Annotated in this window: 19 protein-coding genes; 18 read left to right on the forward strand and 1 reads right to left on the reverse strand. The window is 55.1% G+C overall.

Going from position 1 to position 20,220, the window contains the following annotated elements; translation table 11 throughout:
* Positions 1-572: 572 nt before the first annotated feature.
* The gene (locus NE584_RS02200; RefSeq protein ID WP_050624306.1) at positions 573-1,208 is read left to right on the forward strand and encodes a hypothetical protein; all 636 of its coding nucleotides are present in this window, start codon (positions 573-575) and stop codon (positions 1,206-1,208) included.
* A 433-nt stretch (positions 1,209-1,641) separates the two neighbouring features.
* On the opposite strand, the gene NE584_RS02205 is transcribed toward NE584_RS02200, so the two are convergent.
* The gene (locus NE584_RS02205) at positions 1,642-1,839 is read right to left on the reverse strand and encodes a hypothetical protein (protein ID WP_050624308.1); all 198 of its coding nucleotides are present in this window, start codon (positions 1,837-1,839) and stop codon (positions 1,642-1,644) included.
* Positions 1,840-2,139: 300 nt separating this feature from the next.
* Here NE584_RS02205 and NE584_RS02210 point away from each other — a divergent pair, with 300 nt between their 5' ends.
* The 17 genes from NE584_RS02210 (at position 2,140) to NE584_RS02290 (ending at position 20,004) form a co-directional block, all read left to right on the forward strand.
* Positions 2,140-2,934 carry an alpha/beta fold hydrolase gene (locus NE584_RS02210; RefSeq protein WP_055181026.1) on the forward strand — a complete coding sequence of 265 codons (795 nt, stop codon included), beginning with the start codon at positions 2,140-2,142 and terminating at the stop codon, positions 2,932-2,934.
* A gap of 17 nt (positions 2,935-2,951) precedes the next feature.
* Positions 2,952-3,854 (forward strand): alpha/beta hydrolase, encoded by a 903-nt coding sequence (locus NE584_RS02215; protein ID WP_050624310.1) that lies wholly within the window; start codon positions 2,952-2,954, stop codon positions 3,852-3,854.
* 11 nt (positions 3,855-3,865) lie between these two features.
* Positions 3,866-4,663, forward strand: a complete 798-nt coding sequence (locus tag NE584_RS02220) for a helix-turn-helix transcriptional regulator (RefSeq protein ID WP_050624311.1) — start codon at positions 3,866-3,868, stop codon at positions 4,661-4,663.
* A gap of 38 nt (positions 4,664-4,701) precedes the next feature.
* The gene (locus tag NE584_RS02225; RefSeq protein WP_256181632.1) at positions 4,702-5,862 is read left to right on the forward strand and encodes an alpha/beta fold hydrolase; all 1,161 of its coding nucleotides are present in this window, start codon (positions 4,702-4,704) and stop codon (positions 5,860-5,862) included.
* 185 nt (positions 5,863-6,047) lie between these two features.
* Positions 6,048-6,656: a TetR/AcrR family transcriptional regulator gene (locus NE584_RS02230; protein ID WP_055181029.1), complete on the forward strand. Its 609-nt coding sequence runs from the start codon at positions 6,048-6,050 to the stop codon at positions 6,654-6,656.
* A 55-nt stretch (positions 6,657-6,711) separates the two neighbouring features.
* The gene (locus NE584_RS02235) at positions 6,712-8,514 is read left to right on the forward strand and encodes an ABC transporter ATP-binding protein (protein ID WP_055181031.1); all 1,803 of its coding nucleotides are present in this window, start codon (positions 6,712-6,714) and stop codon (positions 8,512-8,514) included.
* Positions 8,511-10,259 carry an ABC transporter ATP-binding protein gene (locus NE584_RS02240; protein WP_256181634.1) on the forward strand — a complete coding sequence of 583 codons (1,749 nt, stop codon included), beginning with the start codon at positions 8,511-8,513 and terminating at the stop codon, positions 10,257-10,259. The genes NE584_RS02235 and NE584_RS02240 overlap by 4 nt, the downstream gene beginning before the upstream one ends.
* Before the next feature lie 198 nt (positions 10,260-10,457).
* Entirely contained in the window at positions 10,458-11,075 is a 618-nt protein-coding gene (locus NE584_RS02245; RefSeq protein WP_055181033.1) for a TetR/AcrR family transcriptional regulator, read from the forward strand.
* Between the two features lie 185 nt (positions 11,076-11,260).
* Positions 11,261-11,893 (forward strand): L-2-amino-thiazoline-4-carboxylic acid hydrolase, encoded by a 633-nt coding sequence (locus tag NE584_RS02250; protein WP_050624315.1) that lies wholly within the window; start codon positions 11,261-11,263, stop codon positions 11,891-11,893.
* Complete coding sequence (locus tag NE584_RS02255) at positions 11,877-12,476, forward strand: MptD family putative ECF transporter S component (protein WP_050624316.1); 600 nt, start codon at positions 11,877-11,879, stop codon at positions 12,474-12,476. Before NE584_RS02250 ends, NE584_RS02255 begins: the two co-directional genes overlap by 17 nt.
* Positions 12,476-13,171 carry an energy-coupling factor transporter transmembrane protein EcfT gene (locus tag NE584_RS02260; protein ID WP_055181035.1) on the forward strand — a complete coding sequence of 232 codons (696 nt, stop codon included), beginning with the start codon at positions 12,476-12,478 and terminating at the stop codon, positions 13,169-13,171. The genes NE584_RS02255 and NE584_RS02260 overlap by 1 nt, the downstream gene beginning before the upstream one ends.
* Positions 13,168-14,553: an ABC transporter ATP-binding protein gene (locus NE584_RS02265; RefSeq protein ID WP_055181036.1), complete on the forward strand. Its 1,386-nt coding sequence runs from the start codon at positions 13,168-13,170 to the stop codon at positions 14,551-14,553. The genes NE584_RS02260 and NE584_RS02265 overlap by 4 nt, the downstream gene beginning before the upstream one ends.
* A 19-nt stretch (positions 14,554-14,572) precedes the next feature.
* Complete coding sequence (locus tag NE584_RS02270) at positions 14,573-14,989, forward strand: metal-dependent transcriptional regulator (protein ID WP_055181038.1); 417 nt, start codon at positions 14,573-14,575, stop codon at positions 14,987-14,989.
* 213 nt (positions 14,990-15,202) lie between these two features.
* On the forward strand, positions 15,203-15,817 hold the full coding sequence (locus tag NE584_RS02275) for a TetR/AcrR family transcriptional regulator (RefSeq protein WP_006573116.1): 615 nt from the start codon (positions 15,203-15,205) through the stop codon (positions 15,815-15,817).
* 70 nt (positions 15,818-15,887) lie between these two features.
* Positions 15,888-16,481, forward strand: a complete 594-nt coding sequence (locus tag NE584_RS02280) for an MptD family putative ECF transporter S component (RefSeq protein WP_256181637.1) — start codon at positions 15,888-15,890, stop codon at positions 16,479-16,481.
* Positions 16,482-16,515: 34 nt separating this feature from the next.
* Entirely contained in the window at positions 16,516-18,273 is a 1,758-nt protein-coding gene (locus tag NE584_RS02285) for an ABC transporter ATP-binding protein (protein ID WP_256181638.1), read from the forward strand.
* On the forward strand, positions 18,274-20,004 hold the full coding sequence (locus tag NE584_RS02290) for an ABC transporter ATP-binding protein (protein WP_055181044.1): 1,731 nt from the start codon (positions 18,274-18,276) through the stop codon (positions 20,002-20,004).
* Positions 20,005-20,220 lie beyond the last annotated feature (216 nt).

A 20,220-nucleotide genomic window follows, 5' to 3' on the forward strand; every position in this document is an offset into this window, starting at 1 on the left:
TCAATCTTTCACCCTGGCATCCTGAAAACAAAACTGGAAACATCTAAACCGGAACCTTATCGATAGCGGGATCATAGATGAGCGCTCCGCATTTCCTGCAGTACAACCTGCAGCGCGACTTACGGAGCGGCGTTTCTGTTTCGCAGATGATACATTGGATTTTGAGCAGCGGCTTTGTATAATCTTCAAATGGAGCCAGCTGCTTATGCGTCCTGAGATATTGCTTTATTCGTCTTTGCTCCTTGCACTCCCCACAGATCTTCTGATAAGGCTCCGCAATAAAAACCTTCTTGCACTTCGGGCAGCATTTCAGGCTCATCCTGTACATGACAATCACCGATGCGATTATATAGAAAGACCGGCAGAAAATCAAGATTTCTTCCTGCTCAACGTGTCCACCGCAATTTTTTCTTGCATCTCGTGCATGTAAGAGGCTCCCGGACACCTGTCAAGAGGCGGTGTGAACCCATGGCATAAATGGAATCTTTTATGAAGGAAATTTATTGGACGTATTTTGCACAGCGATGCTATAATCCATCTATTAGAATTTTCAAGTGGATAAGGAGACCTTTATGAAAAAAGAAAAAATCTTGTTGGCCGTGGCGCTTTTTCTGCTTGCCGTGGCGCTTTTTCTGCTTATCGTAGTGGCTGGCGGAACATTTGTGTATTGGAGGGCTGTGGCGGACCTGACTCCGGATCCAGCCGAACCATTTACAGTGGTGAACGCAGACCTGACTTACGACGGCGTATATATCGACCTCATTGAGCAGGCCATGATTGATGCGAAATCGGAAGAACAGCAGGGCGGCTCCAATCCCGATAATTTAGAGCTCCATGTGGTCAAATACAATTCGGAGACCGGATATGTGGACGGGATCACCGCGACCAGCGCCGGGATCACGGACCGGCAGCTCAGTTTTGTGTATGGGGGCGTCCAGCTTGATCTGCACTTTGTAAACGACGTTCTGATCGGCTGTCGAAAGACCTATGAACAAGAGCTGTTGGATCGGCTGGAAGGCCAGACGTTGGAATCCTGCACCGCTGAGGAGCGGGAGGCAGCGGAAAAGGGTGCTTTGGAAGTCATTTTGAATAACGACTCCTGGGAAACAGACGAGGACTATTTGAAGCTGGTACTGGCCGACTACACGGAGCAGGTGCTGGAATATCAAAGTGAGCATCCGGGGCTACTAGTTCCCAAAAATGATTAGAGATTTGTGACTGAGCGGGGAGTGAGAGCCGTTTATGACAACAAAAGAGCGCGTAATCGTTTCCGCATATACCGGCATCCGGATGTGTGACATGGATTTGATAGAAGCATATGTCCAAGAGAAGCTCGGCCGGCCGGTTCTCTCCAACGAATGGGGGGATCAGCGTTTCCACGAGATTGTACAAGCTATGGTCGCAGAGGACTTTTTAATGCTCTGTGAGTAGCTGTGATTATTTTTCCATCAAAAGAGAGGGAGCGGGACACCGTCTGCGAAGCGGACTGAGCCATTGACTGAAACAAGAGATCCAGCAAGGGGAAGCCCCTGCTGGATTTTTATATCCACCGGCTTGACACTAATATGGACACATATCTGGCACCTACATATACATAAACGGCTGACGCGGAGAAGGCGTCAGCCGTTCAATATTTTCGGATCACATTTCAAGACCGAGTTTTTCTGCGATCTCCTCTGGAGAGAGGCCGGAGGCTTTTGCTTTTTCCATTACAGTTTTCATGGTAACAGGATGGAGCAACTTTTGCTTTTGGGCCTCCAGAACTTTAATATCAGCTTTCTTTTTGGAGATTTTTTCATCGATGATTGCGATGCGTTCTTCTACAGTACGAGCAGCCATAAGAGGTACATCCTTTCGTGATCAGAAGATATGTTTATGATAATGCGGCAAAGATCCTTTGTCAATCAAATTTCCTCAAAATATGGTAAGTTCGAGTTGCCTCATGCACCCAAGAAACCCTTCCGCAAAAAACGCAGTTATCTTTGATGGGTAATTGCGTTTTTGAGCGGGCAGAGATTTACAGCAGATAAAAAGGAAAGGTATGTGATTGACGCTCCACAGTTTGCGTGTTATACTTCGGTTAGCCATAGCAAACTACATAGAAGCGCTAATTTACAATCAGGGAAATGGAGGAACGATATGCGTTTAGGCTCTTTTCAGCTTCCCAATGATGCAAGTCTGTCCTATGCGGAATATGGGACATCAACGGGCAAGCCGGTACTCTTGCTTCACGGCTTGGTGGGAAGCATATGTTCAGAGGGAATGGAGGGGTCTCTTTGCGGACTGCCCATGAGGGTAATCGCTCTTGCCCGCCCTGGTTATGGAGACTCCGACTACTTCGATATGGACTGCGTAGCCGACTGGGGCCGGCTGCTGACTGAATTTTGGGATCACCTGGGTCTCCAGAGCTTTGACATCGTGGGCATCTCCGCCGGCGCACCTTATGCGTATAGTCTGGCGGCCCTCTACCCTGATCGAATCGGTACTGTCTATATCAACAGCGGCATACCTGCGGTCTGCTTCCCAAATATTCTGGCGCAATATCCGGCTCAGGAGGCGGCGCTCTATCATGCGTTCCGCGGCATGTCACGGCAAGAGGTGGGGCAGGCTTTATATGACAGTTATCTTCCCCTCTTTCCCGAGGCGGCCTTGCAAGGGCGAGACTTCCGGGACTCTATGGGCGGCGATCTCCGGAATATCGGTCAGGAAGCTAAACTACAGGAAGCACCTTGGGGATTTGAGTTATCTGAGGTGCGATGTCCGGTAGTATTACTACACGGGACAGCTGATTCCGAGGTGCCTTATGGCGCCATGGTGGAGACCGTCAAAAGGCTTCCCCATGCCCGCATCATCAAACTGGAGGGGGAAGAACACGCATCTCCCGCAATCACGGACAGATTGATGGCGGAATTGCTCCAGTCGGACAATGTATAAAAGGAGAGAAAGTTGATATGAGCATTCGATACAAACTGGCTTCTGCAGCGCTCCGGGCCGCCGGGACGAAAAAGCTGTTCGCGCTGCCGGAGGAAGAACTGCTGGAGAAAGTGCGCGGGATGAACCGCAGACGGCAGTTCCAGATGCCAAAAGATCATAAAGCAGTCTACGGTGATCGATTGATCCTGGGGCAATATCACTGCCTTACCATTCAATTGGGACAAAAGAGGACAAAAAAGGCGATCCTGTACTTGTTCGGAGGTGGGATGATCGTCGGTCCTGACCAGGGCGATATTAAGACAGCGCGGGATTTTGCTGTCCGCAGCGGCTCCGACTGCTGGTTCCCATACTATCCGCTCTGTACAGACCACTGTATCACAGAAACCTATGAGATGGTGCTTCAATGCTACCGGGAGATGGCAGAGTGCTACGGGGCGGAGCACATCTCGCTGGTGGGCTTTTCCTCCGGCGGCGCACTGGCTGTCGGGCTTCCGCTTCACCTCAATGCGCTGAACAGGCCGACGGGGATGCCCCGACAGGTTATCGCGGTGTCGCCCGGCAGTATTCCCAGTTCTCAAAAGGAGCGGGCGGAGATGCAGGCGTTGAACAGCCGCGACGTGATGGTGGATGCCGCCTTTATGGAGACGGATCGGAAGATTATGACAAAGGGACAGCCGGTACCTGTCTATATGCTCTCTGGTCCCAAGGGGGATTTTACCGGCTTGCCGCCGGTTCACTTCTACTATGGTGGGGATGAAGTTCTCTCTGTAGTGGCGGAGTCTTTTGCCGATGCCTGCAAAGCGGCGAATGTCCCCTACACCATGACCATCGCCCCGGGAATGTGCCACTGCTATGCAATGGTGGAGTGGTTTCCAGAGGGGCGTCAGGCCCGCGAAGAAATTATAGGGCTATTGCGCTGAGAAGGGACACCATGCCTCCATTTGTTTTTTGCATACAGGACTGCTATTATATTCGGGCCGCCTATCAAAATCCCCGTCCGCACCGGCACTTCGCCGCCCATGTTTTGATCGGGCTGGATGGGCCTTTCATCACCGAGATAGACGGAAAACACATGCAGGCCACAGGCATTGCCATTGCCTCCAATGTCGTCCATACAGTCCGTACAGACGCCGACCTCCTTGTGATTTTCATCGATGAACTGACCCCCATGGCCCGATTCGTCAAGTACGTGCTCCTGCAGGGAATGTCTTGCCGTTCCTTGGGAAAGGAAACTGCGGCTGCAGTCAGCGGTTTATGGCAGAATGTCCGCACAGAGGAGGAGGCTGTACGGGCGGCGAAGGGTACCGGGAATCTGCTGGGTCTGGAGAAACTGGTGCCGCCAGAGGAGGACAGCCGAGTGCTGGCTGCCGCCGCCTATATGAAACGGGCTCAGGCACTGGAGGCGGTAACTATCCAGGAGGTGGCTCAAGCTGTTCATCTGTCACCCAGCCGTCTGACTCATCTGTTTCACCAGGAGACCGGGATCTCCCCGCGACTCTATCTGGCAAACCTGAAACTGGAACGGGCTTTTTACCGGATGCAGGAGGGGATGACCCTCACAGAAGCCTGCATGGCCGCGGGCTTTGCCACACCTTCCCACATGGCAGATACCAGTCAAAATCTGCTGGGGCTCTCCATGTCCTATGTAAAGGAGATTGTTTCGGGCTCCTACGATACCCTGGACCACAAAACAGCAGATAGACAGAAGTACCCTGCGGACCTGCTGTGATACAATGCCCCCATCTGATCCAAGAAAGGGGTATTTTCATGTCAAACGAATTCCTCAGCGGCAGTTATCAGTTCAATAACAGTCCGCTCTATAACTTTCAACTCAATCGGGTTGTCCTGTGGAACCACGGAGATCCGGCAGAGGTGGCGGCCAGGGGAAAGGAGATCACAGATTTTGCATCCTGGGAGCGAGTGTTAAAGGAGTTATCCTATCAGGCAGAACGGCGGAAGGACTGGGCCGCGGCGGCGGGTTACCTCCGTATGGCAGAGTTTTTTATGGTGCCGGACACGCCGGAGAGCCGAGATGTCTATGACCGGGCCCAGGAACTGATCTATGCCAATTTTGCCCACCTTTTCAGCCCCCAGGGCGGCCCCATTCACCGGGATGAGGTTCCCTATGAAAGCGGCACACTCCCATGCTGGCGGATCACGCCCTCCGGAGACAAGCGGGGGACCATCCTGTTCCACGGCGGCAACGACTCGCTTCTGGAGGAATTCACAGACCTCCTGCTCTATCTGGCCCGGGGTGGCTATGAAATTCTGGCCTTTGAGGGCCCCGGACAGGGGGCTGCACTGCGGAAGTCCGGTTTGACTTTTACGCCGGAGTGGGAGAAGCCGGTGGGCGCGGTATTGGACTTTTACGGTGCGGAGGATGTCACCATTGTGGGCGTCTCCCTAGGCGGCGAACTCGCCATGCGGGCGGCTGCTATGGAACCGCGTATCCGGAGAGTTGTTGCCTGGTGCGTCCTGCCCAGCATCTATGGAGCGCTGATGGCGGACAAGCCGGCAGAAATCCGTACAACACTGGAACAGTTGCTGTCTGAAAAACAGCGTGAGAAGGTCCTTGCCCTTTATACAGGGCTCTCCGAGCAAAATCCACTCTTCCGCTGGTCTATCCAGCACGCGAACTATGCCTACGGGACGGCGGATGTCTACGAGTATTTGCAAAGGGCTAAGGCATTTACCATTGAGCCTGTGGCCGACCAGATTACACAGGATGTATTGCTCATTAGCGCCAGAGAAGATCTGATGGTTGGCTTTGATCTCTATAAAGAAGAAATTGACCTGCTGAAAAGCGCTCGCACACTGGAGTTCGCAGTGCCCGGCGCAGCCATCCACGGCCAAGCCCACTGCAATATGGGAAATCCTCAATATATCCTAGACCTGATCCTGAATTGGAATAACCGGTTGTTACAATAACGGCTGATTTATAAAACCGCGGCTGTCTCAGATGGCTGCGGTTTTTTATGTATATCAGGCATGAGGTTTATAAAATAAAGACCATTTTCAGAAAAAAATTCTTTATTCTGTTGACAACTGCATCCATGTCTGCTATTCTTGTTTTGCGACCAAATATAAAATAACAGTCGCAAAGGAGGGGCACAATGTCACCTAAAATTTTCAGTATCACCGATAGGGAGGAGCTGCGTGTCAAAATGCTGGACGCGGGCTTCGAGCTTATCAAGCAGTATGGCATGACCCACGCCTCGGTGGAGAAGATCACCCAAGCCGCCGGGCTGGGCAAGAGCACCTTTTACAACTTCTTTTCCTCCAAGGAGGAATTTGTCACCGGCATCATGGAGTACCAACGGGACCGGGTGAAGCAGCATTTTGAAACCCTTCTGAACGGCCGGGAGAAGATGACCGCCGCCGAGGGAAAAGAGTATCTGAAACTGATTGTGTTCAGCCAAAACAGTATCTACCAGTACCTAACTGTGGAGGATATGGAAAAACTCCGCCGTGCATCCTCACCGGAATGCGTGACCCCGGATGATGCCGACTATGACCAGCGGGAGGCCCAAATCCTGCACGGCCTGCTGGATCACATGGAGGGAGTGCGGCAGGATGTGGACCTCCATGTAGCAGCCAATCTCATCAAAATCATGGCTATGGCTAAGGTCAACCGGGAGTCCCTGCACACCGACGCCCTGGACCGCACGCTGGAGCGGATCTACGAACTGTTGTTTTCTTTGATTTTCAAGGAGGACGCCTGAGCGCGTCTTTCTTTTTCAGCGGAAGTTAGTTATTGCTAATCGAGGAGCGACCCATATGAAAGAAAAAACGAAAAAAGAAAAACAGGGCCATGCCCGCCTGTTTGAGCTGGCCGGTGCGCGGAAAAACAAGCTGACGCTGGCCTGCCTTTTGTCTGTCCTCTCCTCCGCGGCGCGGATTGTGCCGTTTTTCACCATCTACGGCGTGGTGGTGGAGCTGCTGGCCCATTACACGGCTCCGGCGGAGGCAGACCAGGGGAAAATTCTTGCCCTCTGTGCCATTACCTTCGGCGCGGCGCTGGTCTATGGCGTCTGCGCTTACGCTTCCTCAGCAATTTCCCATACGGCGGCCTATGAGATCATTTATGAACTGCGCCTCCAGCTGATGGAAAAGCTCTCCCGTATCTCCTCCGGCTACTTTACCGGCACCACCCAGGGGGCCATCAAAAAGATTGTCTCCGATGACTCCGACCAGATTGAAGCGTTCCTGGCCCACCATCTGTGCGAAATCGCTGCGGCGATAGCCACGCCGGTGTTCACCCTGCTGTACCTGTTTTTCATGGATTGGAGGCTGGCGCTGGTGACGCTGCTGCCCATCTGCATCTCCCTCTGGATGCTGTCCTCCTGTCTCAGACAGCCGGACAAGGCGGCCCTTCAAGCAGAACTTCACGATGCCCAGGAGCGGATGCAGGGCACCGTGGTAGAGTACATCCACGGCATGAGTGTGGTGAAGGTGTTCAACCGGACCCTCAGCGCCTTCCGCCGGTACGAGGGCGACCTGAATCACTTCACCGATGTGGTGGAGCGGACGGCACGGGCCAACGCCAGGCCCATGGGCGCCTATTATGCCTTTTTCGGGGCGCAGCTTTTGTTCCTGCTTCCGGCGGCCCTGCTGCTCATCCCCACGGCAGACAGCTATCTGGATTTCCTGCCCGTCATTCTGCTGTTCTTTCTGGTGGGCGGCGGATTGAAGGAGCCGCTGGAAAACATGATGCAGATGGTGATCCTCTCCAGCCGCATCCTGGAGGGCGTCCGCCGCATGGACAACATCCTCCGTCAGCCGGAGCCGGATCAGGAGGGAACCGGAAATCCAACTGCCTTCGATGTGGAATTTTCCAATGTGGAGTTTGCCTATACCAAAGGCATCCCGGTGGTGGATCATGTCTCTTTCCGTCTCCCCCAAGGAACGGTGACAGGGTTGGTCGGCCCCTCCGGCGGCGGGAAGTCCACTCTCGCCCAGCTTCTTCTGCGCTTTTATGAGCCCCAGGCGGGAAGCATCCGAATCGGAGGGGTGGACATCCGGGACATCCCACCGGACCGGCTGGCCGACCTGGTGGCCTATGTGTTTCAGGACTCCGTGCTGTTCACCGACACCATTGAGAACAATATCCGTATGGGCAACACCGCAGCCACCATGGCGGAGGTAGAACAGGCGGCAAAGAACGCAGGCATCCACGAGGTGATCCAGGCGCTTCCCAAAGGCTATCAGACTGTGGTGGGCCGGGACAACGCCTACCTCTCCGGCGGAGAGAAGCAGCGCCTTGCCATCGCCCGGGTCTTTCTGAAGGACGCGCCCATTGTCATTCTGGACGAGGCAACCGCCTACGCCGACGCTGAGAACGAGGCCAAGATCCAGGCCGCCTTTGCAAAGTTGGCGCGGAACAAGACCGTACTGATGATTGCACACCGGCTGAAAACCGTGGAGCGGGCGGATCAGCTCCTGGTCATGGAGCGGGGGCGGCTGGTGGGCGCCGGCACCCACGAAAAACTGTTGGATTCCTGTGCGACCTATCAAAAGCTGGTGGAGGCCAATCAGCGGCGGGACCGCTGGAGTATCGGGAAAGGAGTGGTACGGGCATGAAAATCAAAGAATGGTTTCAGATGATGACCCTGGGCCAGCCGTATAAATATCTGCGGCTCATGCTCTGGTGTCTGTTTGACAGTATTGTGATGTCCATTCCCTACGGCCTGATGCTGGGGGCGGTCTACTATCTGCTGGCCCCCCTGGCCCAGCCGGGGACGGCTCTTCCGACAACCGCCCTCTGGCTTTTGGTGGGAGGTTTCCTGGCCCAGTTGATCGCCTACTTCTTTATCCGGCTGAAAACCTACATCGACGCCAGCACCGGCTATGCCGGCATCATCAAGGACTCTCAGATCACCCTGGGCGAACACCTGCGGCAGCTCTCCATGGGCTTTTACTCCGCCCGTGACGCAGGAGACCTGTCCACTGTCCTGCTGCGGGACTATCAGACGGTGGGAGACCTGTCCCAGCAGATGCTCCCCCAGGTGGCGGTCATCCTGATCCGCTTCGTTCTGGCCGCTGTGCTGTTGGCGGCGTTTGACTGGCGGATGACGCTGGCCGTCTTTCTGGTCATCCCGCTGGCGCTCCCGTTCGCGTTCCTGAGCCTGCGCCGGATGGGACGAATCAGCGCGGATCTGCAAAATGCCCAGCGGGAAGTGGCGTCCGGAATCCTGGAATATGTCAGCGGCATCCAGACCCTGCGGGCCTTCCATATGGCGGGCGCCCAGTTCCAGAGCCTGAAGCGTTCCTTTGAGCGGGAGCGCAGCGCAGCCATCCACATGGAGACAGGGGCGGCGGCTCCGGTGAGTATGCTGGGTCGGTTTGTCCTCAGTTGCGGTATCGGCCTCGTGATGCTGACGGGGGCGTTTCTGCTGACCCGCGGGGAGTTGGAGCCCTTCTATTATCTGGCGTTTTTGATCCTGACACTCACTATCTACGAGCCGGTGCTGACCCTGTTTACCTTTATTGCGGACTTCTCCCGCACCCGCCGCAGCGGGGAGCGCATCCAGGCGCTGTTCCAGGAGAGGCCTCTGCCGGAGCCGGAGGTCAGCCAGACCCCACAGGGGACGGATATTACCTTCGAGCATGTCTCATTTGCCTACGGGGAAAAAGAAGTGCTCCATGACATTCCCCTCCAGTTCCCGGCCCGGAGCGTTACTGCCCTGGTGGGGCCCTCCGGCTCCGGCAAGTCCACTGTCACCCGGCTGGCCGCCCGATTCTGGGATGTGACCGGGGGCGCTGTGCGGCTGGGCGGCGTGGATGTGCGGGATATGAGAACGGACGAGATACTGGGACGGATCAGCGTGGTCTTTCAGGATGTCTACCTCTTTCACGATTCAATAGAGGCCAACATCCGTATGGGAAAGCCGGATGCCACCATGGAGGAGATCATGGAAGCGGCGAAAGCGGCGGCCTGCCACGACTTCATCATGGCTTTGCCCGATGGCTACCAAACCATCGTGGGAGAGGGCGGCTCTACACTCTCCGGCGGTGAGAAGCAACGCATTTCGATTGCAAGGGCGCTTTTGAAGGATGCGCCCATCGTCCTGCTGGACGAGGCAACCGCATCCCTCGACCCTGAGAATGAGGTATTGATCCAGCAGGCGATCTCCGCTCTGGTAGCGGAAAAGACGGTCATCGTCATTGCCCACCGGCTTCAGTCCATTATGAGCGCGGACAACATCATTGTGCTGGAGGACGGCTGGGTGGCCGAGTCGGGAACTCATGAACAGCTTCTGGCCCGGGGCGGCATTTATGCGAATCTCTGGGCGGAACAGAGCCGGGCTGGCATCTGGCGGCTATAAGAATAAAAATATCTGTAGAAATAAAATTGTCCTGCCAAGGCAGGGCAATTTTATTAAGTGAAGGACATATGGCTTTACTTGGTAAGACGAGCCGCCATAGCCAAAAGCATCTACAGAGCCGCATTGACAAACTACATACTTTATGATAATATATCAATGATATATAGCGGCGATATATTGAAAAGAGTTGGTTTCAATATGACTAAGTACACAGAAACACAACGCAAAATCCTTGAAGTAGGAAAAGAAGAATTTTTAGCGAAAGGCTTCAAAGATGCCTCTCTTCGTGGAATTGTCAAGGCGGCCGGTTTTACCCAAGGTGCATTTTACGGCTACTATCCAGACAAGGCGGCTCTCTTTGATGCGTTGGTGTCCGAGGCCGCAGATACGCTGATGGAACAGTTCAAGGCGGCCCAGCGGGCGCATTATGATCTGATTACAGAGGAAAAAACAGCGCAGAGCCAGGAACTGTCGACCGATTATCTGAATTATTTTATCAATTACATTTATGACAATTTCGATGCATTCAAACTGGTGATATGCTGTTCTGAAGGGACTCGATACAGCAACTATGTACATGAACTTGTGGAACTTGAAGTTTCCCAGACGGAAAAGTATTATCAGCAGCTCCGGCAGCTCGGCAAGGTAGAAGGCGTAGTCAATCACGATCTGCATCACATGATTACCAGTGCCTATTTTACGGCTGTTTTTGAAACAGTCGTCCACGACATGAGCCGGGAACAGGCAATAGGGTATGTCAATGAACTGGCAGTCTTTTTTAACTGTGGCTGGAGCGGCCTGTTAAGGCTCAAATGAGCCTTAACTTTTTACAGAAAAGTTAGCGATAACTAACCTCTGAAGAGGAGTTGTTATGAATACCCATATTATCTCCCGCAGCCGAAATACGAACCCAATCACAGTTCTGATGCAGGGACAAAGCGACCAGCAGAGCATACAAAAAATACGGATTAGGCATTTGGCTGGCGGATGGAGGAAACTGTATGGATGACAAAAGTATAGAAAAGTTGCTGAAGAAAAGCAAACTGGCCTCAGCGTATGCGATGCTTCCTTCTCCAGAACTGAGGAGGGCGATTGCTATAGAGTATGGGAGGCTGTTAGGAGAAAACGATCTGTCTGATCCAATGCTGGCCGGGCATCTCAGGACTTCCATTCTTCCGGCCGTTGCATTCCACCGCTGTCTGCAAGAATATGGATATACCCAATCTGCCTCCCTCATGGCAATTCGTGCTGCGGTATTGAAAACTGCCAAACCCATGGCAAATATTTTTCAGGGGATGGGAAGACTGCCTTTCTTTTTCTCAATTTTCCGTATCATGTGCTCTATTTCCACGAAACACAGCTTTGGCCCGAAAGGATGGGTATTTGAGTGGAAACGGAATGATGCGTATGCAATCGAATGGGACTGCCGCTCCTGCCTGTATGTCGATGTGTTTCGCCGATACAGTGTGCCGGAGCTGGCACCCATTTTCTGCGAAAGTGATGATGTAATGTATGGGAACATCCCCGGTGTTCGATGGGGCAGGGACCAGACCATCGGCGGAGGAGATAAGGTATGCAATTTCTGCTTTTATAACGAGAAAAAGGAGGGCCTTCAAAATGAAACAGGCAAATAAATGGACGGTCAAGGATGTAATCACAACGGTGCTGCTGACCGTACTGCTCATTGTCATCCAGATGGTCGTCAACATGGTCTGCATGGTAAATGATTTCGTCAGCATGGTACTGTCGGTGGGCTTCACAATGCTGCTCTGCGCACCGGTTTATTTCCTGATGGTCAGCCGGATCCATAAGCGTTTTGTTTCCTTGATCTACATGACGATCCTAGGCTGCGTATTCCTAATCATGGGCAACTGGTATCTGCTGCCCTATTACATCGTCGTCGGCCTCATCTGCGAGGCGATCCTTTGGAAAAACGGCTGGGAGTCGAAGGGGAAAATGACGGCTGCATGGACGATCTCAAGCCTTCTGTACAATGGAGTCAATCTTCTGCCCATCTGGTTCTTCTGGGACACTTATGAAGCCTTCGCCCTCTCCAGCGGCATGGAGCAAAGTTACATTGATTCCTTTGTCCGCTATTACACCTCAGCGGGATGGCTTGCGGCGATCATTCTCTTCACGGTTATCTGCGGCTTCCTCGGCAGTATGATTGGCGGCAAATTGATTCAGAAGCACTTCAAAAAGGCGGGCGTACTCTGATGCGGCGCAGCCACCTTGCCGTCCTGACGAAATTATGGGCGCTACTCTGTGTGACTGTTGGAGTATCTCTGACCTCCAACGCTGTACTGACCTGTACCTTGACCCTGCTCGGTTTTACATACCTGGGGTTTCAGCGAAATTGGCGGCTTCTGCGTTCTTTTGGGGTGTTTTATCTCCTGTTGGCAGTTCTCTTGTATCTAATTCGTTTCCACGGATTCCATATGGCGATCTTCTCGGAATTCTATGTGCTGATGCTCTGGAACCTGTCTCCGGTTTTCCTTGCGGCCTGGGATCTCATTACCACGCCCCCCGGTGAGCTCGCGGCGTTTTTCTCCCGCATTCATATGCCCACGCCTGTGATCCTTGGACTCTTAGTCGTATTCCGTTTTTTTCCTACCATGAGGAGTGAAGTAAAAAGCGTGGGGCGCTCCATGCGCAACCGTGGGCTGACGGCTCCGGCGCAGCTTGTACGCCATCCGGCGGTATCCTGTGAGTATGTGCTTGTCCCCCTACTTTTGCGATGCCTGCAGATTGCCGACCAGTTGGCGGTTTCTGCCGTGGCCAGGGGCGCGGAGTATCCGGGCAAGCGGGGCAGTTATTATGGGAAAAGACTCGGAGCGCCCGACTATATTTGGTCTGGCGTTTGGACGGCCGCAACCACCGTGTTTCTCGCTGTAGGGGGTGTTCGCATATGATAAGTCTGGGGAATGTGACCTTTCAATATGCGGGCTGCGAGGAGGGGGTAAGGAATATAGACCTCACCATCCGCGACGGGGAATGTGTTGTATTGACCGGTCCCTCCGGTGGAGGAAAGACAACGCTGACCAGACTGATCAACGGCCTTGCTCCCGCCTATTATCCGGGGAAGCTGACCGGAAGCCTCCGGCTTGATGAAACAGAGCTCACCACAATGCCAAGCTGGCGCATAGGGCAGGAAATAGGAAGCGTGTTTCAGGACCCGAAAAGCCAGTTTTTCTCCTCAGAACTGGCGGGAGAGGTTGCCTTTGCCTGCGAGAACTGCGGTATGTCCACGGAAGAAATACGGCGGCGCACCGATGAAGCCATTGTTGCGCTTGGACTGGAACGGCTGCGGGAGCGGCCACTGGACGTTCTGTCCAGCGGGGAGAAGCAGCGGACGGCGATTGCGTCTGTTTACGCCTTGCGGCCTCGCGTTTATGTCTGCGACGAGCCCACGGCGAATTTAGACAATGAGGGGACTACACAGCTTGCGGAAATCCTGAGGAAGTTGAAGACGGAGGGCAATACGCTCGTGATTGCTGAACATCGTCTGGCTTGGCTTCAGGGGATTACCGACCGATATATCTACATTTCCGATGGTGCGATCCAGTGGGAAAAGACTGCGGCGCAGATGCAGGCGCTTACCTGGGAAGAACGCCAAACCTATGGGTTGCGGGAGATCACCGAAGGAAAGTGGACACCGCCTGTACCTGTAAAACCGGAGCAGAATCCTATGCTCTCGGCGCTCCGCCTGTCCTGCAGGCGGAAGAAAAACTGGATTTTTTCAGAGCTGAATTTTTCACTGTACAGCGGACAAATCACTGCTTTGAATGGGAAAAATGGCGCAGGGAAGACCAGCTTGGCCATGGTGCTGACGGGACTTTGGAAACAGAGCTCTGGAGAAATCCAAATCGAGGGGAAACGCCTTGCGGCAGGAAAGCGCCGCAGAGCCGTATGGTACAACTCCAACGATACGGGCACGCAATTTTTTACAAACAGCGTCACGGAAGAACTGCTGCTTTATTCAGACTACGCTCCGGAACGGCTGGAGCGGGCCAGAACATTGCTGAAAAAGCTGGGCTTGTATGCGTACAAGGACACACACCCAGCCGCTCTTTCCGGCGGGCAGAAACAGCGGCTCTCCATCGCCTGCGGCATTTTGTCGGATCGTGGTATTCTTATCTTCGATGAGCCAACCAGCGGGCTTGATGGCGGCAATATGGGGATTGTCGCAGATGTGTTCCGTACAGAAGCGGAAGCCGGAAAAACAATTCTTGTGATTACCCATGACAGGGAACTGATGCACCGTTGCTGCGATGATGTCGTTACGCTTGCATAGCATTTTCAAGGAGGACTACATGGAGAAAAAAAGATCTGCCACAGCGTCTGGAGAGGACTATTTGGAGGCTGTATTGGTGCTCCAAAAAGAAAAAGGTATGGTGCGCTCTGTGGATGTGGCCCGGCATATGGGAGTCTCCAAACCCAGCGTATGCCATGCGGTAGTTACCTTGAAAAAGGGCGGTTTTCTCACTATGGATGAGGACCTCTTTCTCCGCTTGACCGATATAGGCCGAGAGGTAGCAGAGCAGACCTATGAAAAGCACTGCTTCTTCACCCATCTGCTGATGGAGGCTGGCGTGGAGCCAGAAATAGCGGAACAGGAAGCTTGCCGAATAGAGCATGTGATCAGCGAGGACAGTTTTCAGAAATTGGCCAACCTGTATCAGAGGAGACCTTCAAATGCAAGGTCAATAGAGGACGAGGGGGAAATTTGATGTGGAAACAGGTCCTTCTGATTGATGATGGATTGCTGTAATAGTATTTCTTCTTAAAAACCGCAGTTGCCCTAAATGGGTGCCTGCGGTTTTTTTCATCGGGTCTATCTGTCTGTGTATGGCGATGAGAACAAGACGCTTGACAGGCTGAACACTGCGTGCTATATTGTAAACATCGTTAGCGAACAACGATAACAAAGAAAGGAGGCAAGTATGCCGAAGGACAAGACGGAAACCCACGAACGGATCATACCGGCCGCCATGAAGATCTTTCTGGAAAAAGGCTTTGAAAAGGCCACCATGCGGGAGATCGCGGAGGAGGCGGGCATCACCGCCGCCGGACTGTACCGCCACTTTGTAGACAAGGAGGCCATGTTCGCCGCCCTGGTGGAGCCGGTACTCTCTGAACTTCAGAAGTGGTGTGAGCGGACGCGGCAGGTGGACTATGACTTTCTGGAGCAGGGCGACCTGGATGCCATGTGGGATTCAGGCAATGATTTGGGCCTGGTGGTGGAACAGATCTATTCCCATTTCAACGAGTTCAAGCTGCTGCTTTGCTGTTCTGCCGGGACCAAGTACGCCTGGTTTCTCCACGATATTGTGGTTATGGAGCAGCAGGAGACGCTGGCCTACATGGAGGAAGCGAAGAAGCATGGCGTCCCGGTAAAAGAAGTGGACCCCAAAGAACTCCATCTGCTTATGACCGCCTATACCAACGCCCTCTTTGAAGTGGTAGTCCATGACTTCACCAAGGAGGAGGCCCTGCACTACCTGGATACGATGCACCAGTTCTTCATTCCCGGCTGGCGGGCCATCCTGGGGCTTTGAACAGCCCCTTTTTTCTACATTTGAGTTAGCGAAAACTAACTAAAATCCACAACAGGAGGTGCGTATGTAAATGAAGCGTGTATGGACGGCCAGGAGCCTTGCTGCCGTGCTCGGCGGGTCCCTGCTCTATTTCCTGATCACGGTGCTGGTGATGATGTGTGGGTCATTTTCCCCCTTGTTCTGGGTCTTTCTCCCGGCCATCACCGCCGCCGCATCGGGGTGGCTGTATCTGTATCTGGCGGCCCGAACGCCCCGGTTTGGGGTACCGGTACTCATGAACTTAGTGGTGCTTCTGCTGTTCCTGGCGGCGGGTGAGCTGTCCGGCTGGATGGCGGTGACGCTGGCGGCCGGAGCGGTGCTGGCGGAGCTGGTGCGGCGGCTGGGCGGGTATGAGAGCCTGCGGGCCGCCCGCTGGAGCTTTCCCCCGCTGGCCTTCAGCTCCAGCGGGAGTCCACTCTACATTTGGATCGACCCGGCCCGGACGGCAGCCAGCGCCGCGGAAGAGATGTCCCCAGCCTATGCCGCGGCGGTGGAGGGGCTTGCCACGCCGGGGATGCTGGTCCTGATGCTGGCGGCCATCATCGTGGGAGCCGCCATCGGCGCATGGCTTGGGAGCCCGCTTTGGAAACGCGGTCAGGCCCGAATCCATATCAGAAAAGCATGAGCCGTATCGGAATACGGCGGAAAGGAAGTGCAGAATGAAAACAAAACGGGAAAATCCCCTGAAAGTCCTCTTTTCCTTCTCTGGAGAGGCCAGGGGAAAAATGACTGGCTCGGTGATCCTGGCCTTTATCGGAGAGATGTTCGGCATGGCCCCCTATTTTGTGGTGACCCTGCTGGCGAAGGAGCTGTATGAGGGCACTGCCACGGTGGAACGGGCGGCGGTCATGGCGGTGACGGCGGCGGTGTGCATGTGCCTGCGGGCGTGGCTTACCGGCCTGTCCTCCATGCGCAGCCATACAGTTTCCTTCACCATCCTGAAGAACATCCGGTGCGCTCTGGCGGATAAAATGGCGAAGGTCCCCATGGGCGTCATGCTGGAGACCCCCTCCGGCACCTTCAAGACTTTGATGGTGGACAATGTGGGGCGGCTGGAGGACATCATCGCCCACATGGTGCCGGAGCTGCCCTCCAACCTGGCCGGGCCGGTTTTCAGCATCATCCTGGTGTTCGTTCTGGACTGGCGGATGGGGCTGGCCGCCTTCATTACCGTCCCCCTGAGCCTGGTGTTCGCCGTGTGCATGATGCGGGGGTACAAGGAGAAGATGGCCGTCTACCTGCGCTCGGGCAACGAGATAAATGCCGCCCTGGTGGAGTATGTGGGCGGCATCCAGGTCATCAAGGCGTTCGGGCAGGGGAGCAAGAGCTTCGGGGAGTTCTCCCGGTCGGTAAACTTTTTCCACGACAGCACCCTGGCCTGGTGGCGGCAGAGCTGGTTCTGGATGGCGGGCTTCAAGGCGGTGCTCCCCTCCACTTTACTGGGCACGCTGCCCGTGGGAGCGTGGCTCTATATGCAGGGCACGCTGGAGCTGCCCCTGTTCCTGGCCTGCATCATCATCCCCTTCGGCTTTATGGCCGGGCTCATCAAATTCGGCTTTGCCCTGGGGCAGCTTTCCTACATGGCTCCCAACCTGGACCCCATTCAGGACTTTCTCGCCACGCCGGAGCAGCGCCGGCCTGAAAAGCCGGTGAAGCTGGGAGAGCGTTCCTTCCGTTTTGACCGGGTGTGCTTCTCCTATGATGGGAAGAAGGAGGTCCTCCACGATGTGAACTTTACCGCCCGCACCGGGCAGATCACCGCCATTGTGGGGCCCTCCGGCTCCGGAAAATCCACCATTGCCAAGCTGATGGCCGGCTTCTGGGACGCCACAGGCGGGACGGTCTCCTTCGGCGGGCAGGACATCCAAAATATTCCCTTTGACCAGCTCATGGGGGAGATCAGCTATGTGGCCCAGGACAACTTCCTCTTTGACAGGTCCATCCGGGAGAATATCCGCATGGGTGATCCCAGTGCCACCGACGCGGAGGTGGAAGCTGCGGCCAGGGCCGCCAACTGCCATGACTTTATCATGAATCTGGAGCAGGGGTACGATACCCTGGCCGGAGACGCCGGGGACCGGCTCTCCGGCGGAGAGCGCCAGCGCATTACCATCGCCCGGGCCATGCTCAAAAAGGCGTCCGTCATCATCCTGGACGAGGCAACCGCCTTCGCTGACCCCGAGAGCGAGGCGCAGATCCAACAGGCCATCTCCCGCCTGGTGCGGGGCAAGACCCTGATCGTGGTGGCCCACCGGCTGAACACCATCCAGAACGCGGATCAAATTCTGGTGATCGACCAGGGGCGGCTTGCCGCCTGCGGCCGGCAGGAGGAGCTGCTTAACACCTGCCCCCTGTACCGGACCATGTGGGAGCAGTATCAAAGCACGGCAGCTTTTGCCGGAAAGGAGGCCAACTGAATGTTCCATACCATCAAACGGATTCTGGATATTGCCGGAGACCAGAAAAAATACATCTATGCGGGCATTGTCTGCAACATCCTGAAAACCTTTTCCATGGCCATGATGCTCATGGCGGTCTATGTGGTGATCTCCCATCTGGACAGCCTCACCGCCGAGGTGATCGGACAGGGCCTCGGCATCCTGATCGCCAGCGTGTTCGGCCGCTTCCTGTTCCAGTGGCTGGAGGACATCTCCATGAGCGCCAAGGGCTTCGACATCTTCCGGGACTACCGGCTGGCTATCGGCGAGAAGATGAAAAGCGCCCCTATGGGTTACTTCTCCGACCAGCGCCTGGGCACCATCCAGACCACCCTTACCTCCACGGTGGTGGAGCTGGAGCAGTATTCCATGCTGTTTATCACGGACATCACCGGCGGCGTGTCCATGTCGGTCATCATCATTGTAATGATGATGTTTTTCAGCCCCTGGTTCTCCCTGCTGTCCCTGGCGGGCCTGCTGGTGGGCCTCTATGTGCTGGGAATGGTGCAGAAAGCCGCGGCGGAGCACACCCCAAAGGTGCAGGAGGCGCAGGAGGAGCTGGTCACCCAGTCGCTGGAGTACATCCGGGGCATCGCGGTGCTGCGCTCCTTCTCCCAGACGGTGGGGCAGGACGGCGCGGTGTACCAGTCCTTCCACCGGCGGCAGAAGGCGGCGCTGGATCAGGAGAAGGCAGCCCTGCCCGCCCTGCGGCTCTATATTCTGGTGTTCAAGCTCACCGGCTGCGCCCTCATGTTCCTGTCCACCTTCCTCTACCTGCAGGGGGCCATCTCCCTGACCTACTGCTTTTTGTTCCTGGTGGCGTCCTTTATCCTCTACTCCGAGATGGAGGTCATGGGGGACGGCTCCTTCCTGGACAAGAAGATCGCCACCGAGCTGGACCGGCTGGAGGCGGTGACCAACATCCCCTCCCTGGACCGGACGGACAAGGCCCTCGCTCCCGGCCGCTTCGACATCGAGCTGAAGGATGTATCCTTCTCCTATGGAGGAGGCCGGAAGGTCATCGACCATGTTTCTCTCAAAATCCCCCAGGGGACTACCTGCGCCGTGGTGGGACCGTCCGGCTCTGGAAAGACCACCTTATGCAGCCTGATCGCCCGTTTTTGGGATGTGCAGGAGGGAAGTGTCTGCGTGGGCGGCACGGATGTGAAGGACTGCACCGCCGACAGCCTGCTGAAAAACCTCTCCATGGTCTTCCAAAATGTGTATCTCTTCCACGACTCCATTGAGAACAACATCAAATTCGGCAATCCCAACGCCACTCACGAGCAGGTGGTGGAGGCGGCCAGGCGCGCCCAATGCCACGACTTCATCATGGCGCTGCCCGACGGCTATCATACGATGGTGGGAGAGGGCGGCTCCACCCTCTCCGGCGGCGAGAAGCAGCGGGTCTCCATTGCCCGCGCCATTCTGAAGGACGCCCCCATCGTGATTCTGGATGAGGCGACTTCCAGTGTGGACCCGGAGAACGAGCATCTGCTTTTGGCCGCCATCCGGGAGCTGACGGCGGGCAAAACGCTCATTTCCATCGCCCACCGGCTCTCCACCGTCCGGGACGCGGATCAGATCGTGGTGGTGGACCAGGGACGGATCGTTCAGCAGGGGACTCACGATGCGCTGATGGCTCAGGACGGCCTCTACCGCCGGTTTGTTCAGGTCCGGGAGCAGGCCGAGGGCTGGCGGCTGGAATAACCGGTTTTTTAGGCGTCGTTCTGGAAGGTTGCAGAAAGGCCAGAGGCCGCCGGCATGATGCCGGCGCGGGGGGCGCCGGGCGGGCCGCTTACCACCTGCCAGGTCTGCTGCTTGGACATATTGACAATCAGCCATTCAGGAGGAACCCAGCCTATAATTCACCAAAATAAACTGTACCTGATATTTCGGCTATTTTCAAGTTTATATCATCCTGAA

It is taken from the genome of Clostridium sp. DFI.5.61 (genome assembly GCF_024462915.1).
Lineage (GTDB): Bacteria > Bacillota > Clostridia > Oscillospirales > Oscillospiraceae > Lawsonibacter > Lawsonibacter asaccharolyticus.

What these genes read in the sequence shown, in the direction of transcription:
- NE584_RS02200 (WP_050624306.1), top strand. Translation starts at nt 573, where the DNA reads ATGAAAAAAGAAAAAATCTTGTTGGCCGTGGCGCTTTTTCTGCTTGCC.
- NE584_RS02205 (WP_050624308.1), bottom strand. Translation starts at nt 1,839, where the DNA reads ATGGCTGCTCGTACTGTAGAAGAACGCATCGCAATCATCGATGAAAAA.
- NE584_RS02210 (WP_055181026.1), top strand. Translation starts at nt 2,140, where the DNA reads ATGCGTTTAGGCTCTTTTCAGCTTCCCAATGATGCAAGTCTGTCCTAT.
- NE584_RS02215 (WP_050624310.1), top strand. Translation starts at nt 2,952, where the DNA reads ATGAGCATTCGATACAAACTGGCTTCTGCAGCGCTCCGGGCCGCCGGG.
- NE584_RS02220 (WP_050624311.1), top strand. Translation starts at nt 3,866, where the DNA reads ATGCCTCCATTTGTTTTTTGCATACAGGACTGCTATTATATTCGGGCC.
- NE584_RS02225 (WP_256181632.1), top strand. Translation starts at nt 4,702, where the DNA reads ATGTCAAACGAATTCCTCAGCGGCAGTTATCAGTTCAATAACAGTCCG.
- NE584_RS02230 (WP_055181029.1), top strand. Translation starts at nt 6,048, where the DNA reads ATGTCACCTAAAATTTTCAGTATCACCGATAGGGAGGAGCTGCGTGTC.
- NE584_RS02235 (WP_055181031.1), top strand. Translation starts at nt 6,712, where the DNA reads ATGAAAGAAAAAACGAAAAAAGAAAAACAGGGCCATGCCCGCCTGTTT.
- NE584_RS02240 (WP_256181634.1), top strand. Translation starts at nt 8,511, where the DNA reads ATGAAAATCAAAGAATGGTTTCAGATGATGACCCTGGGCCAGCCGTAT.
- NE584_RS02245 (WP_055181033.1), top strand. Translation starts at nt 10,458, where the DNA reads ATGACTAAGTACACAGAAACACAACGCAAAATCCTTGAAGTAGGAAAA.
- NE584_RS02250 (WP_050624315.1), top strand. Translation starts at nt 11,261, where the DNA reads ATGGATGACAAAAGTATAGAAAAGTTGCTGAAGAAAAGCAAACTGGCC.
- NE584_RS02255 (WP_050624316.1), top strand. Translation starts at nt 11,877, where the DNA reads ATGAAACAGGCAAATAAATGGACGGTCAAGGATGTAATCACAACGGTG.
- NE584_RS02260 (WP_055181035.1), top strand. Translation starts at nt 12,476, where the DNA reads ATGCGGCGCAGCCACCTTGCCGTCCTGACGAAATTATGGGCGCTACTC.
- NE584_RS02265 (WP_055181036.1), top strand. Translation starts at nt 13,168, where the DNA reads ATGATAAGTCTGGGGAATGTGACCTTTCAATATGCGGGCTGCGAGGAG.
- NE584_RS02270 (WP_055181038.1), top strand. Translation starts at nt 14,573, where the DNA reads ATGGAGAAAAAAAGATCTGCCACAGCGTCTGGAGAGGACTATTTGGAG.
- NE584_RS02275 (WP_006573116.1), top strand. Translation starts at nt 15,203, where the DNA reads ATGCCGAAGGACAAGACGGAAACCCACGAACGGATCATACCGGCCGCC.
- NE584_RS02280 (WP_256181637.1), top strand. Translation starts at nt 15,888, where the DNA reads ATGAAGCGTGTATGGACGGCCAGGAGCCTTGCTGCCGTGCTCGGCGGG.
- NE584_RS02285 (WP_256181638.1), top strand. Translation starts at nt 16,516, where the DNA reads ATGAAAACAAAACGGGAAAATCCCCTGAAAGTCCTCTTTTCCTTCTCT.
- NE584_RS02290 (WP_055181044.1), top strand. Translation starts at nt 18,274, where the DNA reads ATGTTCCATACCATCAAACGGATTCTGGATATTGCCGGAGACCAGAAA.